Source organism: Rossellomorea aquimaris (genome assembly GCF_003315075.1).
GTDB classification, from domain to species: domain Bacteria; phylum Bacillota; class Bacilli; order Bacillales; family Bacillaceae_B; genus Rossellomorea; species Rossellomorea aquimaris_C.
Map to the genome: position 1 here is coordinate 1 of NZ_QNRJ01000006.1, position 22,432 is coordinate 22,432.

The window sequence follows — 22,432 nt, forward strand, 5'->3', positions numbered from 1 at the left end:
CCCTGGACACCCTTGCCTTCAGCTAACGGCTACAACGACCTTCACCGTTCGGGACTTGAACCCTAAAGCGTGTGCACATGCCGGGCACACCAAAAAAGACGATCCTTTTCTTGTAAAAGGTTCGTCTTTTTTTATTGAGCTATATCTCCACCAACATAATATTCCAGATAAACATCTTGTAATTCATTCATTGATAGCTCATAAAGCTGTTTTCCAAAATATTTATATACGCCAATCCTTAATAATTGTTGAATATAGAAGTCTTTTTTAAATTCGGGTGTCTTTTGTTGCTGTGATTTATTTTCTTGATGTAACATGTTCATCCCTCCAGTTGAAGATATACCCTACATCTGGAGTGAACTAAACATCCTCTTACACATTGGAAATAAAAGGAGAAAGAAAAGCGAGAGCTGTTACGTACAAACGTGATGATGGCCCTCTGTGACACTTTTTCCCTCAACTTGAATCGTAGAATGATGAAGGCCAAATTCCTCTTCAAGAATGGCTGAGAGTCGTAATAGAATGGTATCCCGATTCACTTCGTTTCCTACCACTACATGACAGCTTAGGGCTGTGAATCCCGACGTGATGCACCATACATGAAGATCATGAACTTCAATGACTCCCGGGATGGCAGCCAGGCTATTCTTCACTTCTTCCGTATCGATCCCTTTTGGTGATCCTTCCATTAAAATTAAAATATGAATGGAATCCTTCGTTACTCTCCATCCCGAAATGACCAAGGCACATGGACAACCTACCACTAAGACAGATAGTCCCTGATAGACCCATGTCGACCAGTCCCCTGCAAACAGCAGCGGTGGAATGATAGCCACTAGTAAAGCGATGCCCATGATAATCGGTGTATAATATTTAGCGAATGCATCCACAAACGCTCGGGAAGGTGCCCTCTCACCCTGCGCTTCCTCAACTAAATGAATGATTTTAGCGAGAGTCGTGTCTTCAATCCGCTTCGTTACCTTGACTTTTAAATACCCTTCTTCGTTTAACGTTCCTGCAAATACAGCATCGCCATGAAGCTTTTCCACAGGGACCGATTCTCCTGTGATCGCCGCCTGATTGACAAAAGACGAGCCCTCAACAATATCTGTTAAGCGAAGTCCTTCAAATGCTCCTGCTTGTTCCACCAGATTCCTTCGTGGTTTCTCCGTATACGGTAATCTTCGCTGCTCCAAAGTTCACTTTTGCATCTAGCACTCCGTAGAGATGCTGAACGTTCTTCTCGAACTTCGCCGCGAAACCCGCGCACGTGAATCCTTCGACCCGGTAGGTTTGTTTATGGGCTGGTTTACCGGTCACGTTCCTCCACCTCCACTTGATGAGTCAAGGCAATTTCAATTAATTGTTTCACAAGATGGTCGTCTAAGGAATAATAAACGAGCTTGCCTTTTTTTCTGAATTTGGCTAACCCCTGCTTTTTTAATAAACGCAAATGATGGGACGATTTCCAGGCACAGAAAAAGCCCTGGCTTATAACCAGAGCTAACGAAAAATACGTATTAATTTTGTTGAAGTTTTTTCCGATCACGTTTCATCAAGAGATCCAGTGTTACCCAGAAAACAACAGATGAAATCGCAAAGATTGCAATTGCAAAGTATATCTCTTCTGTTTTCCAGTCTAATCGTGGAATAAGCAGGCCAAGTACGCCTGATAATATATAGTAGCCACCTATTAATTGCAGATATAAACGTCCTGTTTGAGATTGAATATTTTCCAGATAGCCTTTCCCTGCTTTGCCAAAGAAAATAGCTATTCCTCTTAAGATGACATAAACCGAAAAGGCAATGATAAGGGCTACAACAAATCCTTGGTTAAACACGTCTGCCATAATCGTTCTCCTTTCCAACTATCCATTGATTCGTATCCTTGGTTGGTCCATTTCTATTCTTTATGATGAAATTGTTATTTCTAACAATAACCGAATGACCAGCACATTGCAACGCACTTTGGATACAGATAAGAATGTGATACTTTTAAAAGGATATACTCATTGCAACCGGATTTCAAGTGCTATCTTGCTTCATTTTTTTACGGAACCATGACTTTTCTATTCAGGAGGTGTTTGAAGCTTAAGAAGGGGCTTTTGGATTCACCCCCATTCTAAAGCTTCTGCTCATTGGACATTTTACTTAATTTATTTCTCGTTGCTGTTTTAATTGCGCTGACTGCTTTCTTCGTTGCATCAGAATTTGCCATTGTCAAGGTAAGAAGCTCCCGTATCGATCAGCTGGTGTCTGAAGGAAATCAAACGGCCATTGCTGCCAAAAGGGTCATCTCCCATTTAGACGAATACCTTTCCGCCTGTCAATTAGGCATTACCATCACAGCCCTCGGACTCGGTTGGTTAGGTGAGCCGACCATTGAAACGTTGCTTCATCCCGTGTTTGAGAAGCTTGATTTGAATGCTTCCGTTACAAGCATCATTTCATTTGGACTCGCATTTTCCGTCATCACCTTTTTGCATGTGGTGATTGGAGAATTGGCACCGAAAACCTTTGCCATTCAAAAAGCAGAGAAAGTCACTCTTTTATTTGCACGACCATTGATTTGGTTTTATCGACTTGCTTATCCCTTCATATGGACATTAAATGGCTCTGCCCGGGTGTTCACCGGGTTATTCGGTTTAAAACCCGCTTCTGAACATGAAATTGCCCATTCCGAAGAAGAGCTCAGGATCATTCTCTCCGACAGCTACAAAAGTGGTGAAATCAATTCATCCGAATTCAAGTACGTAAACAAAATTTTTGAATTCGACGAACGAATTGCAAAGGAAATCATGGTTCCAAGAACGAATATCGTGACCCTATCCTCGGATTTTACCATTGATGAAGCACTCTCCATCATTAAAGAGGAACGCTATACGAGATATCCTGTCGTGGAAGGGGATAAAGATAATATCCTCGGTATAGTGAATGTGAAGGAACTGCTGACAACACTCGTGAACCACAAAGAGGAACATGAAGACTTAACTTCCTTTATCAAGCCTGTGATCCGCGTCATCGAAACCATCCCTATTCAAGCCTTACTCGTCAAACTTCAGAAAGAACGGTCGCCGATGGCCGTACTCCTGGATGAATACGGTGGAACTGCCGGTCTTGTCACGGTCGAGGACATCATTGAAGAAATTGTCGGAGAGATAAGGGACGAGTTTGATATCGATGAAATTCCTGAAGTCCAGAAGGTGAATGAAGATCATTATATCTTTGACGCCGTGATGCTCATTGAAGATGTGAATGACCTTCTTGGCATCTCCCTTGAAGAAGATGAGGTCGACACGATCGGAGGCTGGTTCCTGACTCAGAAGTACGAAGTGAAACTGAATGACAAAATCGAGGAACAAGGCTATTGTTTCAGGTTAAAAGAAATCGATGGCCATCATATTCAATATTTAGAAGTTACCAAAATGGATGGCCATCATGAAAAGAACGAGTCGGATTAACGGCTCGTTCTTTTTCTCTAAGTGAATGAAGTTTATCCAGAACGTCCCCATACAAATCCCACTCTTAGGAAAACAGCTTTCCATTTAGAATAAATCCTTTCATTAATGGAAAAATAACTTCAAACATTTATGAGAGGTGAGTTATGACTAGCATCATTGTTGGATTAATCCTACTTATGGTCTTGGCGTATTTAGGCTGGTCAATCATTTGGATCGCTCCCCTGGTTGCCGGTTTAGTGGCAATAATGAGTGGTCTCGACCTGCTTCCTGCGTATACAGAAACGTATATGACCGGGTTTGTGGATTTTGCTAAAGAATGGTTTCCTGTATTCCTGTTCGGAGCCATTTTCGGAAAACTGATGGAGGATGTAGGGGCTGCCCAATCTGTCGCATACAAAATCACCAACATAATAGGAAAAGACAGGGCCATACTGGGCGTGCTGATTGCAGCTGCCGTTTTAACATATGGCGGTGTAAGCTTATTCGTTGTTGTATTTGCGATATATCCTCTGGCTATTGCCATGTTCAGGGAAGCGAATATCACACGGAAGCTATTGCCTCCAACGTTCGTATTAGGGGCTTTCACCTTTACGATGACGGCCATTCCCGGTACACCTCAGATCCAGAACTTAATACCGATCGATTATTTTAAAACATCCCCCACTGCCGCTCCGATCATTGGGATCGTCGGCGGATTAATAATGGCGGTAGGAGGGTATTTTTATTTAAGATGGCGTCAAAAACAATTTACAAGTAAAGAAGATACATTTACCGAGCCCAAGGGCGGAAACGATGTGAAGGAAATTAACGAATCGGAGCTTCCTAACTTTTACTTATCATTTCTTCCCCTTGTCATTGTCGTCGTAACACTGAATGTCTTTAAGTGGAACATCCTGACCGCCCTGCTTGTAGGCATACTTTCGATATTAATCATTAACTTCAAGCATTACAAAAAATTCATCCCTGCAGTCAATGGCGGAGCAAAAGGTTCAGTCATGGCAGTCATTAACACAAGCGCTGCCGTTGGTTTCGGAGCAGTTGTCACAGCGGCACCCGGTTTCAAGACGTTAACGAAGCTTATTCTCGGCATTAAAGGGAACCCCGTCATATCTGAAGCCATAGCTGTTCAAACTCTTGCAGCTATTACTGGATCTGCTTCAGGAGGAATGGGGATTGCCCTAGAGGCTTTGGGAGATAAATATTATGAACTTTCTCAAACGAGTGGCATCAGTGCAGAAGCATTCCATAGAATTGCTTCCATTTCATCAGGGGCATCGATTCTGCCTCATAACGGTGCCCTCCTGACCTTATTTGCCGTAACAGGGCTAACCCATAAAGATTCGTATTTGGATGTAGCTGTGGTCGGGTTGCTTATTCCTACGATTGCAGAAATCGTTTCAATCATCCTGGCCAATCTGGGAATTTATTAATTAGAGGAGGAAAAGAAGATGGTAAATGATAAAGTTGTATTCATTACAGGTGCTGCAAGGGGAATCGGGTTTGAAATAGGGGAACACTTTGCTCAAAATGGTGCGAAAGTCGTTCTCTCAGATATCAATCAAGAAGGATTGGATGAAGCGGTTGAAGAACTGAAAGACAGAGGCTTCGATTGCCTCGGCATTAAATGCGACGTTACCAGTGAAGAAGAAGTGAAAGCGGGAATTGATAAAACAGTTGAGCACTATGGCCGCATAGACGTATTGATCAATAACGCAGGTATTCAACACGTAGCTCCAATTGAAGAGTTTCCTATCGAAAAATTCGAGCTCCTGATCAAAATTATGCTGACCGCTCCCTTTATCGCAACAAAATTTGCTTTCCCTCATATGAAGAAGCAAAAATTCGGCCGTATCATTAATATGGCATCCATTAATGGACTGATCGGTTTTGCCGGAAAAGCGGCATACAACAGCGCCAAGCATGGTGTCATCGGTCTGACAAAGGTATCAGCATTAGAAGGTGCCGAGCATGGGATTACCGTCAACGCCCTGTGCCCCGGATACGTGGATACCCCCCTGGTCCGTAACCAGTTAAAGGATATTTCAACGACCCGTGGTGTGGAGCTTGAAAAAGTATTGGAGGATGTCATTTATCCTCTTGTTCCACAAAAGAGATTATTATCAGTAGAAGAAATTGCAGACTACACCATTTTCCTATCCAGTGACAAAGCAAAAGGTGTAACTGGCCAGGCCGTTGTCTTGGATGGCGGATATACTGCTCAATAATAAGCAAAGAAAAATCGGATCAGGAAACTGATCCGATTTTTCTTTAGTTCATATTTACAGGTAATTCACCTAAATCGATTCCCCATACGAGAGGCATGAAGAAATAAATCAAAAGGGTAATAAATACGATACTAATCAGATTTAACCATATACCCGCCTTGACCATGTCTCCCATTTTGATATAACCTGATCCGAATACGACAGCATTCGGAGGTGTAGCCACCGGCAGCATGAAAGCACATGAAGCAGCTAAGCCCGCCGCCACCATCAAACTATAAGGGTGAATATTCAAGGCAGCTGCAAGGGCAGCCATTATCGGAAACATCATTGTGGCTGTCGCCGTATTGGACGTAATTTCCGTTAAGAAAATAACAAAGGCTGTCACTGCAAGAAGAATGATAATGAATGATATTCCTTCAAGAATCGTTAATTGCTGTCCAACCCACTCTGCCAGCCCCGTCTCTTTGAAACCCTTGGCAATGGCAAGACCTCCACCGAATAAGAGCAGGATCCCCCATGGAAGCTTCTTTGCATCGTCCCAATTGATCAATCGGGATTCTTTTCTTCCTGGAAGAAGAAATAATACGAGTGCCCCTGTAATGGCTATGATTGTGTCATCTAATGACGGGACCCATTGGTTCAATAGAAACGATCGAGTGATCCAGCAAAGGGCTGTAGCGACAAAGACCGTAAGAACAAGCTTTTCTTCAAATGAAATGCGACCAAGAGACCGGTTCTCTTTCTCCACAATCTCCCTTCCCCCGGGCAATTCTTTCATCTTTAATGGAAAAGCCACCTTGATTAAATACCACCATGTAACAAATAGAAGAATAGTGGCAAGTGGAACTCCAAAAAGCATCCATTTAGCAAACGAGAAATCAATCCCATACAACTGCTTCACTACTGCAGCAAATATCGTGTTCGGAGGCGTTCCGATCAACGTTCCCAAGCCTCCGATCGAAGCACTATAGGCAATTCCCAGCATGATTACTTTACTGAAGTGACCTGTTCTTATAGCCCCCTCCTTTTCCAGGCTTTGATTCACTTGATAAATCACGGCTGTTCCAATCGGAAGCATCATCATAGCTGTTGCCGTATTCGATATCCACATAGATAAAAAACCTGTAGCCAGCATGAATCCAAGGACAATTCTTTCAGTGCCTGTACCAATCAACAAAATGATGTTCATGGCAATGCGCTTATGTAAGTTCCACTTTTCCATGGCGATCGCAATGATAAACCCACCCATAAAAAGAAAAATCGTACTATCACCATAGGCAGACGTGACATCCCCGGATTGAAGAGCTCCCGTAAGCGGAAACAAAATGATCGGCAACAAAGCAGTTGCCGGAATAGGTATCGCCTCTGTTATCCACCATACCGCTATCCATGTTGTACCTGCTAGAACAGATATGGCCTCTTTTGACAAACCTTCAGGTGAGAAAAATAACATGATAAGAATAAACAGGAGTGGTCCTAAGAAAAAACCGATTTTCTGTCTCGGATTTGCATTTGGCTCCGGAACAAGATTTGTATCCACCGTGCTAGAAGCAGCAGGCGTACTTCCGGAACTGAAAAATTGCAAAGTATCCATCACATCCCCGTGCCATTTCCAAAGTGTCCCCCATGCGTTTTTCACAGTAAGCATCTACTCATTCCCCCATTACTCGTCTTACTAAAACTCTATCGACCATCGAAAGCGCTGTCAATCACAACCCCTCCAAATAATGTAAATATCTGAATATTCACTCCTTTATTCCTACTCTCCTTATGTTATCTCCTTCAAAGGATATACATTTGTTGAAGGACCTTCGCCCTCTCTCTACTAAACGAAAAACAAACCATATCTTCATAAACCATTTCGTTGTAAAATATTGTTATAGAGTGTTGACTGTTATTTCAAAAGGAGACAATATGAAAATCTATTGGCAAATAAGCTATTTTGTAATAGGGTTACTTATTTTCAGCTATGGGATCAGCATGTCCATCAAAGTGCAATACTTAGGGATCCATCCATGGGATGTGTTAAACATTGCCTTATTCGAGAAGTTCGGCTTAACGATTGGAACGTGGAATATCATGGTCGGTGCCACCCTGATTGCAGGCACCCTGGTTTTGAAAGGGAAGTATGTTCGAATCGGAACGATCCTTAACGGTGTGATGGTTGGCATGTTGGTCGACTTCTTTCTATTTTACGACCTGCTTCCGCCTCAAACAAACCTAGTCGCAGATATCCTGATTCTCTTATCAGCGATTATTTTAATGGGGGTTGGCGGGGGATTGTATTCAGCGGCACACCTTGGTACAGGTCCGCGGGACGGGTTTATGCTGACCATTTCGGATTTAACGAACCTTTCCATCAGCAGAGTCCGGATCATGTGTGAGTGTGCGGTGTTACTGATCGGACTGCTCCTTTCTGGTCCAGTCTTCATTTTTACTTTTATTTATACGTTTATTCAAAGTCCCATCTTTCAAAAATCTTTCTTATTTTTCACTAACAGACTCCACACACGTTTCCCTGAACACGGCAATATTAGTATGTGAGACGAGAGTGGAAGTGGTGAAACAAAGGTTAAAGGGTTTCGTTTTAAGAGGGGCATTTTAATAAAGAGCGCAAGAATTGACGACCTATGAATCAATAGATCTATCAAGAATCCTGTATATGAATTTTGCACTTTTAAAAAGAGGGGCAGCACTTATTGCCTGGGAGATCTGGTTAAACACCGACGTTTTAATTAGGCGGAGAAATTCCGCTTAATTAGTCGTTATTATTAAAAAAAGCTGAAGTAGACGGAGAGATTCCGCCTATTGACCCGAAAGTTACTTAAATAGGTGATTTTTCTGTGCATAGCCGGAAAAACTCCGCTTAATTACCCCAAAACAAGCACCATTCTGGATATAACCGGAAAACTTCCTCTTATTTTCCTTCCACTGGTTCTTCAACGTCTTTTTCCAATTAAAAAAACCTGCCTAATTAAAACTACGGCGAGTTCTTCTAAAAAGCACCTCAAAGTGGAAAGGTTTAGGTTTATCCCTTAGGACATCTCACATGCAACCAAGCCGTATTGCTGATCCTGATCCAGCTGCTTTATAAACTGGAATAGTTGCTGTACTTGTTCATCATCCATTTCTCTCTTATAATATTCTTCCAGCATCGATAGCATCTCTGCCGGGAACATCAGGCAGGTATGGCTTCCCCAATCGGTCTGCCGTCCCTCCAACCTTTTATAATAAATCCCATCCAACACGGAGAAAAATAGTTCATATCCCTTCGGAAAAAAGGGACTGATCCGTTTAGGATAATTATGATTCCAGTCTCCCCCTTCATAATGAAACGACCGGTCCTTTAAATCACCGATAAAGACTTCCACGTCTGCCATCTTATCTCCTCCTCCAATGTTCTTATTATTATGTATGAACAAGTCCACCTTCTTTAGAACAAAAAAGAGCCCCATCAGGATGATATCCTGGATGTGACTCTTCCCTACTATAGATATTTTCGTTGCACGCTTCGCCCATCATACGTAAATAACATATCACGGTTCTCCACATGCGTTTCGATATGGACCGGTCTTCCCCAAAGCTGATGCAGATAAGGTAAAACCTTTTCCAAATACTTAATATCGAGTTCCACGTCTTCGAACCAGTGCTTCAGATAAAGCTCCCCGTTCTTCATATAATCCCCATCATTCACTGTGATGTAAGGGAACCCTCCATTGACCCTCATCCCCACCAGCTGGTCCCGCACATGAGTCCACTCTTTATCTACGATTTTGTAGTCCTTACCTTGCTTCTGGAATAAATACATATCTTCTCTCGTAACAAGATCTTTCGTTAAATAGTTCCGTAAGAAGGAAATGTCAGACTCAATCTCACGAACCTCAAACATTTTTTCACGGCCTGAATTTGGTTTCACCCCACGCTTTTTCATATCATCCGTCGGGTTGTCGAAACGATCTTCAATATCTTCGAAAATCTTCAATCCTAAATAATACGGATTGATCTGCGTACGGGAAGGCTGTACAACACCTGCATTCAGCTTGGCAAACTCAATGGACTCACCACTCGTCAAATCCATCTCTCGGATGATGCGCTGATGCCAATACGAAGCCCACCCTTCATTCATGATTTTCGTTTCAAGCTGCGGCCAGAAATACAGCATTTCTTCCCTCATCATCGTCAATATATCCCGCTGCCAGTCAGACAACTCCCTGCTGTACTGCTCAATAAAAAGAAGAATATCCTTTTCAGGCTGTGGAGGGAACTTCTTCTTCACCTTTTTCTTCTCTCTGCTCTTCGGTTTTTCATCCAACGACCACAGATCATCATAAGGAGTTGCATGACTCACATCTTCCTCTACCCACTCCACATCGTCCATCGTCCACGACAGCTTCGGACGCATCAATGACGGATCAATATGCTCATCCACGGCAAGTACGGCATCGAGGAAGTTTTCAACCTCCTGCTTCCCATGCTCGATCTCATACCTTCTCACCCGTTCCGCAGTAGCAGCCATACTCTCTACCATATCCCGCTTGGTATTCTGGAATCGCACATTATTCTTAAAGAAATCACAATGAGCCAACACATGGGCAACAATCAACTTATTCTGAATAAGTGCATTCGAATCCAATAAAAAAGCATAACAAGGATCCGAGTTAATCACGAGCTCGTAAATTTTACTTAAACCCAAATCATATTGAAGCTTCATCTTATGAAATTGTTTCCCAAAACTCCAGTGAGAAAAGCGGGTCGGCATCCCATAAGCACCGAATGTATAAATAATCTCAGCAGGACAAATCTCATAACGCATCGGATAAAAATCAAGACCAAACCCGGCTGCAATCTCAGTAATTTCCCCTATCGCATTTTGCAACTGCCTCTGTTCCTCTAAATTCATAGTCATCCCCCTCTTTATACTCTTATCTAAATGTATGAAAAGAAAAGGGATTTGATGAAAAGAAAAGCGGAAGGGCTTTGCCCAGAGGCGACAAGCATAAGGCGAGGTGGCAGGAAGGTGCGCCTTTTCACCTTCCTGTCAGCTTGACTTATGACCTCGAGCCTCTAAGCCCTGCAGCTGGACAATAAGAAAAGCGGAGGCGGCTCGCCCAGAGGCGACAAGCATAAGGCGAATCCGCACAAAAAAAGCTGCTCCCAATCACAAGATGGGAACAGCTTTTTCATAAATGTTATGTCCTAATATTCTTTTGAAGCAGCATCACCGGGATGAGAGTGCCCAGCAGCAATAGTGCTGAAAGGGTGAAAATCATTGAAATACTTAGTACTTCAAGAAGCAGCCCTACTCCAACAGAGGATAACCCAAACAGTAATGTGGTTAACGCACCTTGGGCAGCATAGATTTTCCCCAGCTCTTCAGGTGGAGCACTTTCCTGCAAATACGTCTGAAGAACGACATTTTTAATTTGATCAAACAAACCGAACACAAAGGATAAAACAAGTGCAAGGAGCGCAACCTTATTCCAGGCAAATACGAGTGTCACACTTGACGTAAAGACCATGCAAATCGGGAGCCATCTATGCCTGTGTTTGGAAAACAAGCCGTGGAGCTTAAAAATCAAATACGAGGCAAGGACCAAGCCGATAAAGAAGCTGGAGTTGATGAACCCCCACCATTCTTCTCCTCGCTGCAATTGCAGATCAACATACAAATACAAAACAGCCGCAATCCAAACAGTGCCTGAAATCGATTCTAACCCATAGATCCAAAACACGGGAACTAATCCCTTTCTCTTTCTAACTTCTGACCATCCTTCTCCAAGCTGCTGCCACCAAACTTTTCTCACTTCTAAGCTGGTACTTGGGATGACAGGGAGCTTCAGCATAAAGAGCGTACTGGCGAGAAACAAAACAATGATCACGATAAAGAGATTCGTTTCGTTTATGAGCGATAGCAGGATTCCACCTAACGCCCAGCTTGAAAATTGTATCGTCTGATCGACGGTGGATAAAAAACCGTTCGCTCCCATCAACTCTTCCCGTTTCACAAGAAAAGGCACATACGAATTCCGTGCAGGCAATGCCCATCCATCTAAAAATGAAATGATACTCGCACACCCTAAATAGAACCACACATTTTCAACATTGAGTACCATTAACAACAAAAAGAAGCATAGAAAGAATGTTTTCCCCATTTGAGAATAGGCGATTAAACTCCTCATTTGCATGCGATTCAGCAGAAGGGGTGCTGCCATACTGCTTATGAACCTCGAAAACGTAATCACCAAAGGAACCGCCGTCATGTAAATAGCTGAACCTGTTAAATGGTAAACAAGGGAGATTAACCCTACGATATACAGCACATCCCCCATATTGGCCAATGCTTGACCGAACCACAGATTTCTAAATGCATTGGAATGCAATATCTTTTCCTCCCTCTATTCAGTTTTTAATTAGGTGAGAAAAGACCGTATCACATTGGATCAAAGAACCCCTTTCAAAAATTAAAAACGATTTATGTATAGGTTTATTTTAGCAAAAGGTTTCAAATAATGCAGAGAATACTTTATTTTATAATCAATACGGCGTAGCGGTTACATGCTTTAGATATTACACGCACAATCCGAACAAAAAAAGCCTTCCTTTAAGAAGACTTTAATTGCTGCACCTATTCCTGCACCGTAATGTTCAGTATTTTTTCATTATCAAGATCGTGTACGACGACTACAAGTACCTTCTTCTCTGCACTGTTCTCTTGAACGGTAAATTCAAATGAGTCGGCCACTTTGTTTTCCGTCATTTTCTTTCGACCCTGGTATTGATAATCCTTCACAGGCTGACCGGGGTAGTCCTCTTTAATGACGGCTGTGGCAATCCGGCCAAATTTTTGATAATCCGTTGGTTGAGCATTTGCATGATTTGAAAATAAAAGAAAAAATACAGTTGATGCGATCACAATTGCTTTCTTCATTATCATCACCTCTATTTCGTTTCATTAATAGGATGAATTAAATTCACTGATTTATTCACCCAATAGTAGGAAAACAAGCATTTGCAACATAACCAACTTTTACAGAGAGATAAAAGCGGTTTTCTCCATACAATATGATTACCCCTTCAAAAGGAGGGAAACCAAGTGAACAAAGTCGATTACGATCGTGCCTTGTATTACACTCACCGATCAGAATGGGACAACCTGTTGATCCTCATGGTGAGAACGAAGGATGACCTTCTTTCGAAAAGAATTGAACACTTCTTACATGCGTATCATTTTTCTAATGATTACACGGTTGTAGAGCGTAGCCTATATACGCTATTACGATATGTTGAACATGCAAACTTCACCTATAGTGTCGAGCAACCACTTGAGGAAACCTTTGCAGAAATGTAACAAATGAGAATTCCACCTACGGCTGATCCAAATAGTATGCGCTATTGGATCAGCTTTTATTATTTGGGTATGCTTAGAATCATTAAAATTGAACCAAATCAAAAAAAACCGGCACAATGCCGATTTCCTCGATTAAGACGAAATTTCACTTTTCACTAGCTCAGCCGCTTTCACATACACCTTCAGTTCCCTCATCAGATCATCGACTAATGTAGCAGGTTCTTCTAAGAGTCCGTCCCCTTCATAATCAAAGCAGTGTGGATCAAGGATGAGCTGCTTCGGAATGACGTTTGCATACACTCCACGGCCGACGATGCGAAGGTTGTTTAAGCAGTTGATCCCGCCTTTACCTCCACCGGCACATGCAAGAAGTGCTACTGGCTTGTGGGCAAATTGCTCACTGCTCAGGAAATCGAGTGCATTTTTCAATGTTCCGCTCATACCGCTGTGATATTCAGGGGAGGCTAAAATGACGGCGTCTGCTTCCTTCACCTTTTGTTTAAGTGATTGAACGGATTCAAGCTCTGATTGATCCTGTTCTCCGGTGTACAGTGGCAGTGATCCATCACTCAAGTCAATAAGGTCACAATCATACGTCCGGGCAATGAATCGTGATGCAATTCCAGTACGCCCGCGTTTTCTTGGACTTCCGTTAATAATTACAATACTCATGGTAGAAAAATCCTTTCCGGTTTAGTTTGATGTCAATTGATGTTTGACGGCATACAAAGCCGCTTGGGTTCGATCCGTTACTTCCAGCTTGGAAAAAATGTTTGAGATATGAGTCTTGACTGTTTTTTCCGTTATATAAAGGCTGGAAGCAATCTCTTTATTACTCTTCCCTTTCGTCAGCTCAATCAAAACATCCTTCTCCCGTTTGGTGAGTTCATGGATTTTGTGGGGGGGCTCTTTTCTGGAGATCCGGGTAAGTAAATGGTTGGTTGCCTTAGGATGAAGAGAATTTTCCCCGGACAAAAGCTTACGGATGCTATTTACTAATTCATCGGGTTCAATATCTTTCAATTGGTACCCGGCTGCTCCTGCTTCAATGGCAGGAATCACGTGATTTTGATCAGAAAAGCTGGTGAGCATCAGAATTTGAATGGCGGGATGATTCTTCTTTATTTCCCTTGTTGCTTGAATTCCGTCCATGACCGGCATCATTAAATCCATCAAGATGATATCCGGTTCAAGTGTTTCAGCTAACCGGACGGCTTCTGCCCCATCCTTTGCTTCCCCCACAATATCCAGGTCCTTTTGTGTTTTTAAAAAGAAGACAAGACCTCTTCGTACGACGTGATGGTCATCGGCTATTAACACTCTGATCATGCATGACACCTCCTAATACGGTATTTGAACGGCAATCGTCGTTCCTTTCCCAAGTCCACTATCTATCGTTAGTTCCCCGCCAATGCTTTTCACACGCTCTCTCATACCTTGGATCCCCACTGACGGCAGGGACTGTTTCCTGTCATATTGAAATCCGTATCCTTTATCTTCAATCGTTAATCGAATCGATTGAGCTTCACTTTTTAATGTAAAGAATATGTTCTTTTCACCCGAATGTTTTTTACAATTATTCAATGCTTCCTGACTGACACGCCACAATACTTCTTCAATTTTAGAGCTTAGGCACAGGACCCCCTCTACTTTCAATTCAAGGGTTAAACCGAGCATGTCAGCGTATCCTTTAGCCGCTTCCACCACTCCGTTTTCCAAACCATGGGGTCTTAATTGCCAGATGAGGGCACGCATTTCCGATAGCGCTTCCTGGGCAAGACTTTGTATGGTCTTGAAGGTGTCCTTTACTTCCTCTTCCCTGGTCATCTCCGCTCCGCCTCTTGCCGTTAATGTAAGGGAAAACAACAGTTGGTTCACAGAGTCATGAAGATCTCTTGCCAATCGGTTCCTTTCGCCAATAAGAGCGACTTCCTGCTCCTTCTTAGTCAGCATAATACGCTTAATGGCCGAACCGATTTGAAAGGCAACCGATTCCAGGAGAGCCAGTTCATCTGTAGAAAAGTGGGTCTTATTCGGAGCTGCGACATTCAATAACCCAAAGGATTCATTTCCGGACTGAAGAGGGACGGTTGCATGATACGTTATTTCATCCGTATCCCCTCTGTTTTCTTCGATGGCCTGCTCGATCCGCTGACATTCGATGATATTGGATGCTTTCGTCAGCTTTCCATTCCGAAAGCGGTTGACACACCAGCAGCCGCCCTCTTTCATCAGTTCACATTTCCGGTCAGATAGTGACTTTGGGAGATTCTCATAGGAGACAAGCTCGTGACTTCCTTCCTTTTCAATAAAGAAAATCCATCCCGTCGTGAAGCTAGTTCCTCTGATCAACTTCTTCACTGCACCTGAAAGCATGGAAGAAAGCTCTGTTTCATTGTTCAGCAATTCGGCTATCTCTTTTAAAAGCCCGATATTTGAAAGGGATTCTTGATTCATCTTCATCGTCCTCTCCGATCCTTCACTACTATTATATAGATTTTACACAAATCCGGTATTCTCAAAAAGAATGAAACGTTCTACGACCTTTGACTGAAAACATACGTTCCACTCCCATACAAAAAAACAAGAGATGCACCAACACATCTCTTGTTTTGTATTAGACAATGCAATACTGCCGTAAAGCCTTTATGCCTCTCCTACAGATGAACTTACCATCGTTTCCACTTTCGCCATGATGGCTTCTTGCAGAGCATGTAATTTATTATCGCTGTCGCTTTGCGTCTCACCAATCACGCTGAAGTAGAACTTGATTTTCGGCTCGGTTCCAGATGGGCGCAAGCAAATCCAGGATCCGTCTTCAAGATAATATTTTAAAACGTTGGAAGATGGAAGGTGAATGGATGTTTCTTCACCTGATTGTAAATCGACTTTCTTCCTTACTTTATAATCTTCCGATGAAACAACCTGCATACCTGCCACTTCTTTCAAAGGCTCGTTTCTGAAGTCCTTCAGAATCCCCTGAATTTGTTCAGCGCCCTCTTTTCCTTTAAGAGTTAAACTCTTTAATCCCTCTTGATAAAAGCCATGCTGTTCAAATAAATCATTCAGTACATTATATAGCGTTTTGCCTTGCTTCTTATAGAAAGCTGCCGCTTCTGCAGCCATCAGCACGGCTTGAATGGCATCTTTGTCCCGGGCGAAGTCGCCGATTAAGTACCCATAGCTTTCTTCGTAACCAAATAAGAATGAGTATTCGCCTGTTTCTTCATACTTCTTGATTTTTTCACCGATAAATTTGAAGCCTGTCAGTACATCTTCCACGGAAGCTCCGTAATGTTCTGCCACTTTACGGCCTAATTCGGATGTAACGATGGTTTTGAATACTCGTCCATTTTCAGGAATCATATTCTTTTCCTGTTTACGTGCCAGAATATAATCCAGTAGAATCGCACCTGTCTGGTTACCTGTGAGAAGGATATACTCGCCAGATTCACCTTTAACGGCTACACCTAATCGGTCTGCATCCGGATCTGTGGCAATCAGGATATCTGCGTCGATTTCCTTCCCGTCACGGATGGCATATTCAAAGGCTGCTTTATCTTCCGGATTCGGGGATTTCACTGTCGTAAACTCAGGATCTGGAATGGCCTGTTCCTTCACAATGTGAACAGACTCATATCCTAAAGCTTTCAGACCCTTTTCAGCCATCTTTAAGGCTGTTCCATGTAAGGGAGAAAATACGATTTTCAGGTCGACTTCCTTGGCGATTTGCGGTTTTTCAGAAATCGAAATCAGATGTTCCAAGTAAGATTGATCGATCTCTTTGCCAATCATTTTAATCAGGCCGGATGATTTCAATTCTTCTTCTGACTTCACTTCAATTTCCAGCTCATTTTCCACTTCATTCACTTTATCGATAACGGCATCGGCTACGTGTGGAGGCAGCTGAGCTCCATCCTCACCGTATACTTTGTACCCATTATATTCAGGTGGATTATGGCTTGCCGTGACCACGATTCCAGAGAATGCCTTTAATTGTCTAAGGGCAAATGAAAGCTCCGGAGTTGGTTTCAGTTCGTCGAATACATATGTTTGAATACCATGTGTAGCCAATGTCTTAGCTGATTCCATGGCAAACTCAGGAGATTTATAACGGGAATCGTAAGCGATTACAACTCCGCGCTTTTTAGCCTCTTCACCTTGTTCTTCTATGTATCGTGCTAATCCTTCAGAGGCCTTTCTAACTGTATAAATGTTCATTCGGTTGGTTCCGGGACCAATTTCTCCCCTCATTCCACCAGTACCGAATTCCAGGTTTTTGTAGAATGCGTCTTCTAAGGTTTTCTCGTCGTCTTTCAATGCTCCTAAAAGCTCGTTGATCTCTTCATCCAGATGCAAGTAGTCGCTCCATTTTTCCCAAGATGTTTTCCAACTCAAAACGATCCCCTCCTAATGCTGTATAATAATAAATTCTATCACATATTGTAGAAATCCTGCTAAAACAATCCGTCACATGTCGACAAGATTCGTTCAGACCTTATTTTAGCATAATTTTTCTAAAATGAATTTGTCTTTTTACTCAAAAAAGCCTCGCTGAACCATTCAGCGAGGCTTTTACTTTATTACTTCTTATAGCTCACTCCATACACATCATGGCGGCGATCTTTCAGCTGGCGGACCGTACCCGATTGACGCTGACGTCGCAGCACTTCGAGATCCACGTCTCCGATCATGACCATTTCAATGTTCGGATTCGTCTCACCGACAATTCCATCACGGGCAAATTCAAAGTCTGACGGAGCAAAAATACCTGATTGAGCGTATTGAATGTCCATGTTTTCTGTCTGTGGAAGATTACCGACTGTACCGGAAATGACCGTATAAATCTGGTTTTCCACAGCACGGGCCTGTGCACAGTATCTGACACGGAGATACCCTTGGCGATCTTCTGTACAGAATGGAGTAAAGATGATCTTCGCCCCTTTGTCAGTTGCAATACGGGCAAGCTCAGGGAATTCGATATCATAGCAGATTTGAATCGCGATCTTCCCGCAATCCGTATCGAATACCCTTACGGAATCTCCAGGACTGATCCCCCACCATTTTCGTTCGTTTGGTGTGATATGAACCTTGTATTGTTTCTCGATCGTTCCATCACGACGGAACAGGTAAGCGATGTTGTAGATTTCATCGTCTTCTTCCTTGACGAAGTGAGAACCCCCAATGATATTCACGTTGTAACGAACCGCAAGATCCGTGAATAATTCAATGTAGTCCTCAGTGAAATCTGTCAACCTTCTTACAGCAAGGCTTGGTGACTCGATGTTCAAGAATGACATGAGCTGTGTGGTGAAGATTTCAGGGAACACGACGAAATCAGATTTTGCATCTGATGCTACATCTGTGAAGTATTCAACCTGGTTCGCGAACTCTTCGAAGGAATTGATTTTACGCATCATGTACTGAACAACACAAATTCTGACAGGATAACTTGTTTTGAAATGCCTCTTGCTGGACGGACGGTAATCGACGTTATTCCATTCCATCAGTGTGGCGTACTTATGGGACCGCTTGTCGTCAGGCAAATAGTTAGGGTTGATCCGCATCAGGGTGAAGCCATTCAGAAGCTGGAATGAAAGCACGGGATCATAGATCTTATGACGCCCCACTGAATCCACGTACTCTCTTGGTGACATTTCTTCAGAGTGCTTGTGATAATTCGGGATGCGTCCCCCAATGATGATACTCTTTAAATTCCACTGCCTTGCAAGGTCCTTTCTTGCTTCATACAAACGGTGGCCTACCTTCATGCGACGGTAATCCGGATGAACCATCACTTCGATTCCATAAAGGTTATAGCCATCGGGATTGTGATTCGTTATGTAACCATTATCCGTTACATCATCCCAAGTGTGTCGGTCGTCATACTCGTCAAAATTAATGATCAGACTCGAGCATGATGCAATGATTTCCCCTTCTAATTCGGCGACAAGCTGACCTTCGGGAAACACGTCCAAATGACTTTCCAGGTGCTCAACCTTCCAGGGGTCCATCCCTGGAAAGCAGACAGACTGCATGTTGATGATATCTTGAATGTCCTTAGGTTCCATTGGACGAATGATCATTTTCTTTTCGAACTGTGATAAGTCTAGTTTTTCTGCCATCTATGATCTACTCCTTCATAAAATACCTGAATTATATACCCTTATAGTGCACTGTTGAAACGAAGTTCATGACAGTGCATCCCTTTTATTTTAGCAAAGGGGGGTGTATGATTTGAAGAAATTTGATTTGGTGTTAAATATTTTTAATATAACCAGTAGTGGTTGATTACAGCGAGAGGTGCTCGCTTTCCGCGGGGCGTGAGTTGAGCCTCCTCGGGCTTTGCCCTGCGGGGTCTCAACTTTCCCGCTATTCCCGCAGGAGTCGAGCACCTGCAGCGAGAATCAACTAGGTTATTATTTATTTCATAGATCTTTAACACCAAACAAATTTCACAAAAAATGTCCTTAAAAATAGAAGCACCCGATCATATGGGTGCTTCCTTCCATTACCCTTTAAAATAGTAAGCTGTTGCTTCCCAAGGATTTAATGTAAAGGCATCATCTTTATTGTTTTCTTCGTTGGTGATCAGGACATCAGCCTGTTTGATATCAAAGGAAGCCACGTTTTCAATGACTTGTTTTTCTCCTGATACATTGCAAAGTACCAGGATCTTCTCGTTTCCATAGGCTCTCGTATAGGCATATACGGAGGGATGATCTGCATAGTGAAGCTCGAATGATCCGTATGGGATAATTTCATGTTCTTTACGAAGAGCGATCAATTTTTGGTAGTAGTAATAAATGGATTTTGAATCTTTCAGCGCTTCTTCGGCATTGATTTCTTTGTAGTTCGGGTTAATGGCGATCCATGGATTTCCTTCTGTGAACCCGCCATGGTCCCCGCTGTTCCATTGCATAGGGGTTCTGGCGTTGTCCCTTCCCTTTACATATATGGACTTCATGATTTCTTCCGGATCTATGCCTTTTGCTACTTTTTCACGGTACATGTTGAGGGTTTCAATATCCTTGTACTCTTCAATGGACGAGAATCTGACATTCGTCATTCCGATTTCTTCCCCTTGATAAATGTAAGGGGTCCCCTGCATCAGATGAAGAAGTGTTGCCAGCATTTTCGCGGATTTCTCGCGGTACTCACCATCGTCACCAAGTCGCGACACAATCCTTGGCTGATCGTGGTTGTTCCAGTACAAGCTGTTCCAGCCCTTCCCGTGAAGTTCTGTCTGCCACTTCGTTAAAATGGTTTTCAATTTTACCAGGTCGAAAGGAATGACGTCCCATTTCCCTCCTGGACCCGAGTCCACATCCATATGCTCAAACTGAAATACCATATTCACTTCATTGTGGTCTTCACCTGTGTAAAGGACGGCTTCATCCGGTGTCACACCCGGCATTTCACCAACCGTCATCGCATCATAATGAGAGAGAACCTCTTGATTCATTTCCTTGAGAAATTCATGAATACGGGGACCGTTCATAAAGTACTCATGACCAGAAGCATACGTTTTGCCTTCAGGACTCGGCGCATCTGGAAATGTTGGCACTTTCGAAATGAAGTTAATGACGTCCATACGGAAACCATCGATCCCTTTATCCAGCCAGAATTTCATCATGTCATAGAGTCCCTGGCGCAGCTTCGGATTCTCCCAGTTTAGATCCGGCTGCTTTTTTGAAAAAAGATGCAGGAAATATTCCTCTGTCGTTTCATCATATTCCCAAGCAGAACCGCTAAATACAGACTCCCAGTTATTCGGCTCTTTTCCGTCTTTTCCTTCACGCCAAATATAATAATCACGATATGGATTGTCCTTTGATTTCCTTGATTCCACAAACCAGCCGTGCTCATCGGAAGAGTGATTCACCACTAGATCCATCACAAGCCTCATATCACGCTGATGCATTTCCTCAAGCATTTCTTCCCAATCATCCATCGAGCCGAACTCGTCCATAATCTTTTTATAATTGCTGATATCATAACCATTATCATCATTCGGAGATTCATACACAGGAGATAACCAGACTACATCAATGCCTAGTTCTTTCAGATAATCCAATTTAGAAATAATTCCTCTGATATCTCCGACACCGTCCCTGTTTGAATCCATGAAGCTGCGAGGGTAAATTTGATAGACGACCGATTCTTTCCACCACTGTTTCGTCATATGTGTTTTCCTCCTGTTAGATCAATTCAAAGAATAAAACGATTACTGCAAGCGTTTGCACAGATCGTTAAAAAAATATCATATTTCTTCATAAAGATTTCTCATTTTACGTTTATAATAATAACATACTATAATTTGATAGAATATACGTAGAAAGGAATTCTATATGAATAAAAAGGCAGAGGGGAATAAGTTCAAAAAAGCGGACCTTAACCCGGCTACCGTCGAACCGCTGGACGATCCCAACTATCAGAATGTGATCCTGCCAGAGGAATTAGAAGAGAAATTAAAGAATAACGAAGATGTCACTGTATATTTCTACAGCTCCTCGTGTATTCATTGTAAAAGGACTACTCCTGTACTTGCTCCACTTGCCAAAGACATGGAAGTCGATATGGTTCAGTACAATCTTCTTGAATTTGAACAAGGATGGGATCAGTACCGAATCGAATCCACTCCGACACTGGTACATTTTGAAGATGGAAAAGAAGTGGCGAGAATCGTAGGAGAACAGCCTGAAGAAGAATTTAAGAAGTTTTTTGAAGAGAACGTTACGAAAGAATAAATAGGCAAAAAAAGAGGGGCTGACTTTTCCACGAGTCAGCCCCTTTCAAGTGAGGAGGAATTTCAAGATGAAGACACTTGAGTATCTTCAGGATTAACTTATTACAAGCTATTTTCCCCTCACAGGAATCTTCTAAACATTTTTATACGAATTTTCTAAAGTATCAATCTTTTCCCGGCGTGATTCACTTACACAAGCAGCTGGTTATCCGCTCTCGAATAGATACTTAAGCTATGTTTACAATCCGATTCTCCAGTGAATTGATCATAAGACAGCGGGAAAAACATACCAAAGCCCTGAAGAATCTCAGCATTGTGGTAAAACATTTCTTCATACACATCTTCTTTTGATCCACTCTCGATAATGGAAATCAATGTTTGTAAGCTTGAAATCACCTGAAACGCTTCTTTAAGGGTTCCGAAGTATTCAAAGTTTCTCGTCGTCGTATGTAATACTTGCATATCATCAAATTGCTCAATTTCATCATCTGTGAAATAATCAGGGAAAATAGTACAATACATGTACTGTATGAGCTCTTGAATTTTGTCTTCCTGTTCATGTGTTGATGCTAGTAAAACTTTCACCGTCATAACCCACCTTTGTAATGGTTGTAATCTCTCTGTAATAGATATATTAAGGATAACATAG

The 22,432-nt window shown here is 42.5% G+C and carries 22 protein-coding genes and 2 pseudogenes; 6 read left to right on the forward strand and 18 right to left on the reverse strand.

The window, feature by feature from the left end; translation table 11 throughout:
* Positions 1-131: 131 nt before the first annotated feature.
* From DET59_RS09465 to DET59_RS09480, 6 genes and pseudogenes are all read right to left on the reverse strand, one after another.
* Positions 132-317, reverse strand: coding sequence for a Fur-regulated basic protein FbpA (locus tag DET59_RS09465; protein ID WP_181778105.1), 186 nt, complete (start codon positions 315-317; stop codon positions 132-134).
* A gap of 96 nt (positions 318-413) precedes the next feature.
* Positions 414-689: a cation transporter dimerization domain-containing protein gene (locus DET59_RS22350; RefSeq protein WP_472924301.1), complete on the reverse strand. Its 276-nt coding sequence runs from the start codon at positions 687-689 to the stop codon at positions 414-416.
* Between the two features lie 42 nt (positions 690-731).
* Positions 732-1,106, reverse strand: a pseudogene (locus DET59_RS22355) (P-type ATPase actuator domain-containing protein); the annotation flags it as partial.
* Between the two features lie 19 nt (positions 1,107-1,125).
* Positions 1,126-1,320: a heavy-metal-associated domain-containing protein gene (locus tag DET59_RS22360; RefSeq protein WP_472924300.1), complete on the reverse strand. Its 195-nt coding sequence runs from the start codon at positions 1,318-1,320 to the stop codon at positions 1,126-1,128.
* A pseudogene (locus DET59_RS22050) lies at positions 1,310-1,465 on the reverse strand (ArsR/SmtB family transcription factor); the annotation flags it as partial. The pseudogene DET59_RS22050 and the gene DET59_RS22360, both read right to left, overlap by 11 nt.
* A gap of 55 nt (positions 1,466-1,520) precedes the next feature.
* The gene (locus DET59_RS09480; protein WP_113969442.1) at positions 1,521-1,850 is read right to left on the reverse strand and encodes a hypothetical protein; all 330 of its coding nucleotides are present in this window, start codon (positions 1,848-1,850) and stop codon (positions 1,521-1,523) included.
* A gap of 288 nt (positions 1,851-2,138) precedes the next feature.
* Here DET59_RS09480 and DET59_RS09485 point away from each other — a divergent pair, with 288 nt between their 5' ends.
* The 3 genes from DET59_RS09485 (at position 2,139) to DET59_RS09495 (ending at position 5,686) form a co-directional block, all read left to right on the forward strand.
* Positions 2,139-3,461, forward strand: coding sequence for a hemolysin family protein (locus tag DET59_RS09485; RefSeq protein ID WP_113969443.1), 1,323 nt, complete (start codon positions 2,139-2,141; stop codon positions 3,459-3,461).
* 143 nt (positions 3,462-3,604) lie between these two features.
* Positions 3,605-4,891 (forward strand): GntP family permease, encoded by a 1,287-nt coding sequence (locus tag DET59_RS09490; RefSeq protein ID WP_113969444.1) that lies wholly within the window; start codon positions 3,605-3,607, stop codon positions 4,889-4,891.
* A gap of 18 nt (positions 4,892-4,909) precedes the next feature.
* Positions 4,910-5,686 carry a 3-hydroxybutyrate dehydrogenase gene (locus DET59_RS09495; protein WP_113969445.1) on the forward strand — a complete coding sequence of 259 codons (777 nt, stop codon included), beginning with the start codon at positions 4,910-4,912 and terminating at the stop codon, positions 5,684-5,686.
* 43 nt (positions 5,687-5,729) lie between these two features.
* Here the strand turns inward: DET59_RS09495 and DET59_RS09500 are convergent, their stop codons facing one another.
* Positions 5,730-7,334, reverse strand: coding sequence for an SLC13 family permease (locus DET59_RS09500; RefSeq protein WP_113969446.1), 1,605 nt, complete (start codon positions 7,332-7,334; stop codon positions 5,730-5,732).
* A 266-nt stretch (positions 7,335-7,600) separates the two neighbouring features.
* Between DET59_RS09500 and DET59_RS09505 the strand changes: the two genes are divergently transcribed.
* A complete protein-coding gene (locus DET59_RS09505) occupies positions 7,601-8,230 on the forward strand; it encodes a YczE/YyaS/YitT family protein (protein ID WP_181778106.1) in 630 nt (209 codons plus the stop codon).
* Between the two features lie 491 nt (positions 8,231-8,721).
* Here the strand turns inward: DET59_RS09505 and DET59_RS09510 are convergent, their stop codons facing one another.
* The 4 genes from DET59_RS09510 to DET59_RS09525 all read right to left on the reverse strand — a co-directional run bounded on the left by DET59_RS09510 (position 8,722) and on the right by DET59_RS09525 (position 12,614).
* Positions 8,722-9,066: a hypothetical protein gene (locus DET59_RS09510; protein ID WP_142675578.1), complete on the reverse strand. Its 345-nt coding sequence runs from the start codon at positions 9,064-9,066 to the stop codon at positions 8,722-8,724.
* Positions 9,067-9,173: 107 nt separating this feature from the next.
* Positions 9,174-10,586: a SpoVR family protein gene (locus DET59_RS09515; protein WP_113969449.1), complete on the reverse strand. Its 1,413-nt coding sequence runs from the start codon at positions 10,584-10,586 to the stop codon at positions 9,174-9,176.
* Between the two features lie 289 nt (positions 10,587-10,875).
* A complete protein-coding gene (locus DET59_RS09520; RefSeq protein WP_181778107.1) occupies positions 10,876-12,066 on the reverse strand; it encodes an MFS transporter in 1,191 nt (396 codons plus the stop codon).
* A gap of 245 nt (positions 12,067-12,311) precedes the next feature.
* Positions 12,312-12,614 (reverse strand): DUF3889 domain-containing protein, encoded by a 303-nt coding sequence (locus DET59_RS09525; protein WP_181778108.1) that lies wholly within the window; start codon positions 12,612-12,614, stop codon positions 12,312-12,314.
* A gap of 165 nt (positions 12,615-12,779) precedes the next feature.
* Between DET59_RS09525 and DET59_RS09530 the strand changes: the two genes are divergently transcribed.
* Entirely contained in the window at positions 12,780-13,034 is a 255-nt protein-coding gene (locus tag DET59_RS09530; RefSeq protein ID WP_113969452.1) for a YhdB family protein, read from the forward strand.
* Positions 13,035-13,166: 132 nt separating this feature from the next.
* Here DET59_RS09530 and DET59_RS09535 read toward each other — a convergent pair whose 3' ends face one another.
* From DET59_RS09535 to DET59_RS09565, 6 genes are all read right to left on the reverse strand, one after another.
* Positions 13,167-13,706, reverse strand: a complete 540-nt coding sequence (locus DET59_RS09535; protein ID WP_113969453.1) for an NADPH-dependent FMN reductase — start codon at positions 13,704-13,706, stop codon at positions 13,167-13,169.
* Between the two features lie 21 nt (positions 13,707-13,727).
* Positions 13,728-14,363 carry a response regulator gene (locus DET59_RS09540; RefSeq protein WP_113969454.1) on the reverse strand — a complete coding sequence of 212 codons (636 nt, stop codon included), beginning with the start codon at positions 14,361-14,363 and terminating at the stop codon, positions 13,728-13,730.
* Positions 14,364-14,375: 12 nt separating this feature from the next.
* Entirely contained in the window at positions 14,376-15,491 is a 1,116-nt protein-coding gene (locus DET59_RS09545) for a GAF domain-containing sensor histidine kinase (RefSeq protein WP_258549643.1), read from the reverse strand.
* A gap of 189 nt (positions 15,492-15,680) precedes the next feature.
* A complete protein-coding gene (locus DET59_RS09550) occupies positions 15,681-17,432 on the reverse strand; it encodes a phospho-sugar mutase (protein WP_113969456.1) in 1,752 nt (583 codons plus the stop codon).
* 185 nt (positions 17,433-17,617) lie between these two features.
* Entirely contained in the window at positions 17,618-19,159 is a 1,542-nt protein-coding gene (locus DET59_RS09555; protein ID WP_113969457.1) for a bifunctional GNAT family N-acetyltransferase/carbon-nitrogen hydrolase family protein, read from the reverse strand.
* Between the two features lie 386 nt (positions 19,160-19,545).
* Positions 19,546-21,219: a glycoside hydrolase family 13 protein gene (locus tag DET59_RS09565; RefSeq protein ID WP_113969459.1), complete on the reverse strand. Its 1,674-nt coding sequence runs from the start codon at positions 21,217-21,219 to the stop codon at positions 19,546-19,548.
* Positions 21,220-21,385: 166 nt separating this feature from the next.
* Here DET59_RS09565 and DET59_RS09570 point away from each other — a divergent pair, with 166 nt between their 5' ends.
* Entirely contained in the window at positions 21,386-21,784 is a 399-nt protein-coding gene (locus DET59_RS09570) for a thioredoxin family protein (protein ID WP_113969460.1), read from the forward strand.
* A gap of 188 nt (positions 21,785-21,972) precedes the next feature.
* Here DET59_RS09570 and DET59_RS09575 read toward each other — a convergent pair whose 3' ends face one another.
* Positions 21,973-22,368: a YhcU family protein gene (locus DET59_RS09575; RefSeq protein ID WP_113969697.1), complete on the reverse strand. Its 396-nt coding sequence runs from the start codon at positions 22,366-22,368 to the stop codon at positions 21,973-21,975.
* Between the last annotated feature and the right edge of the window lie 64 nt (positions 22,369-22,432).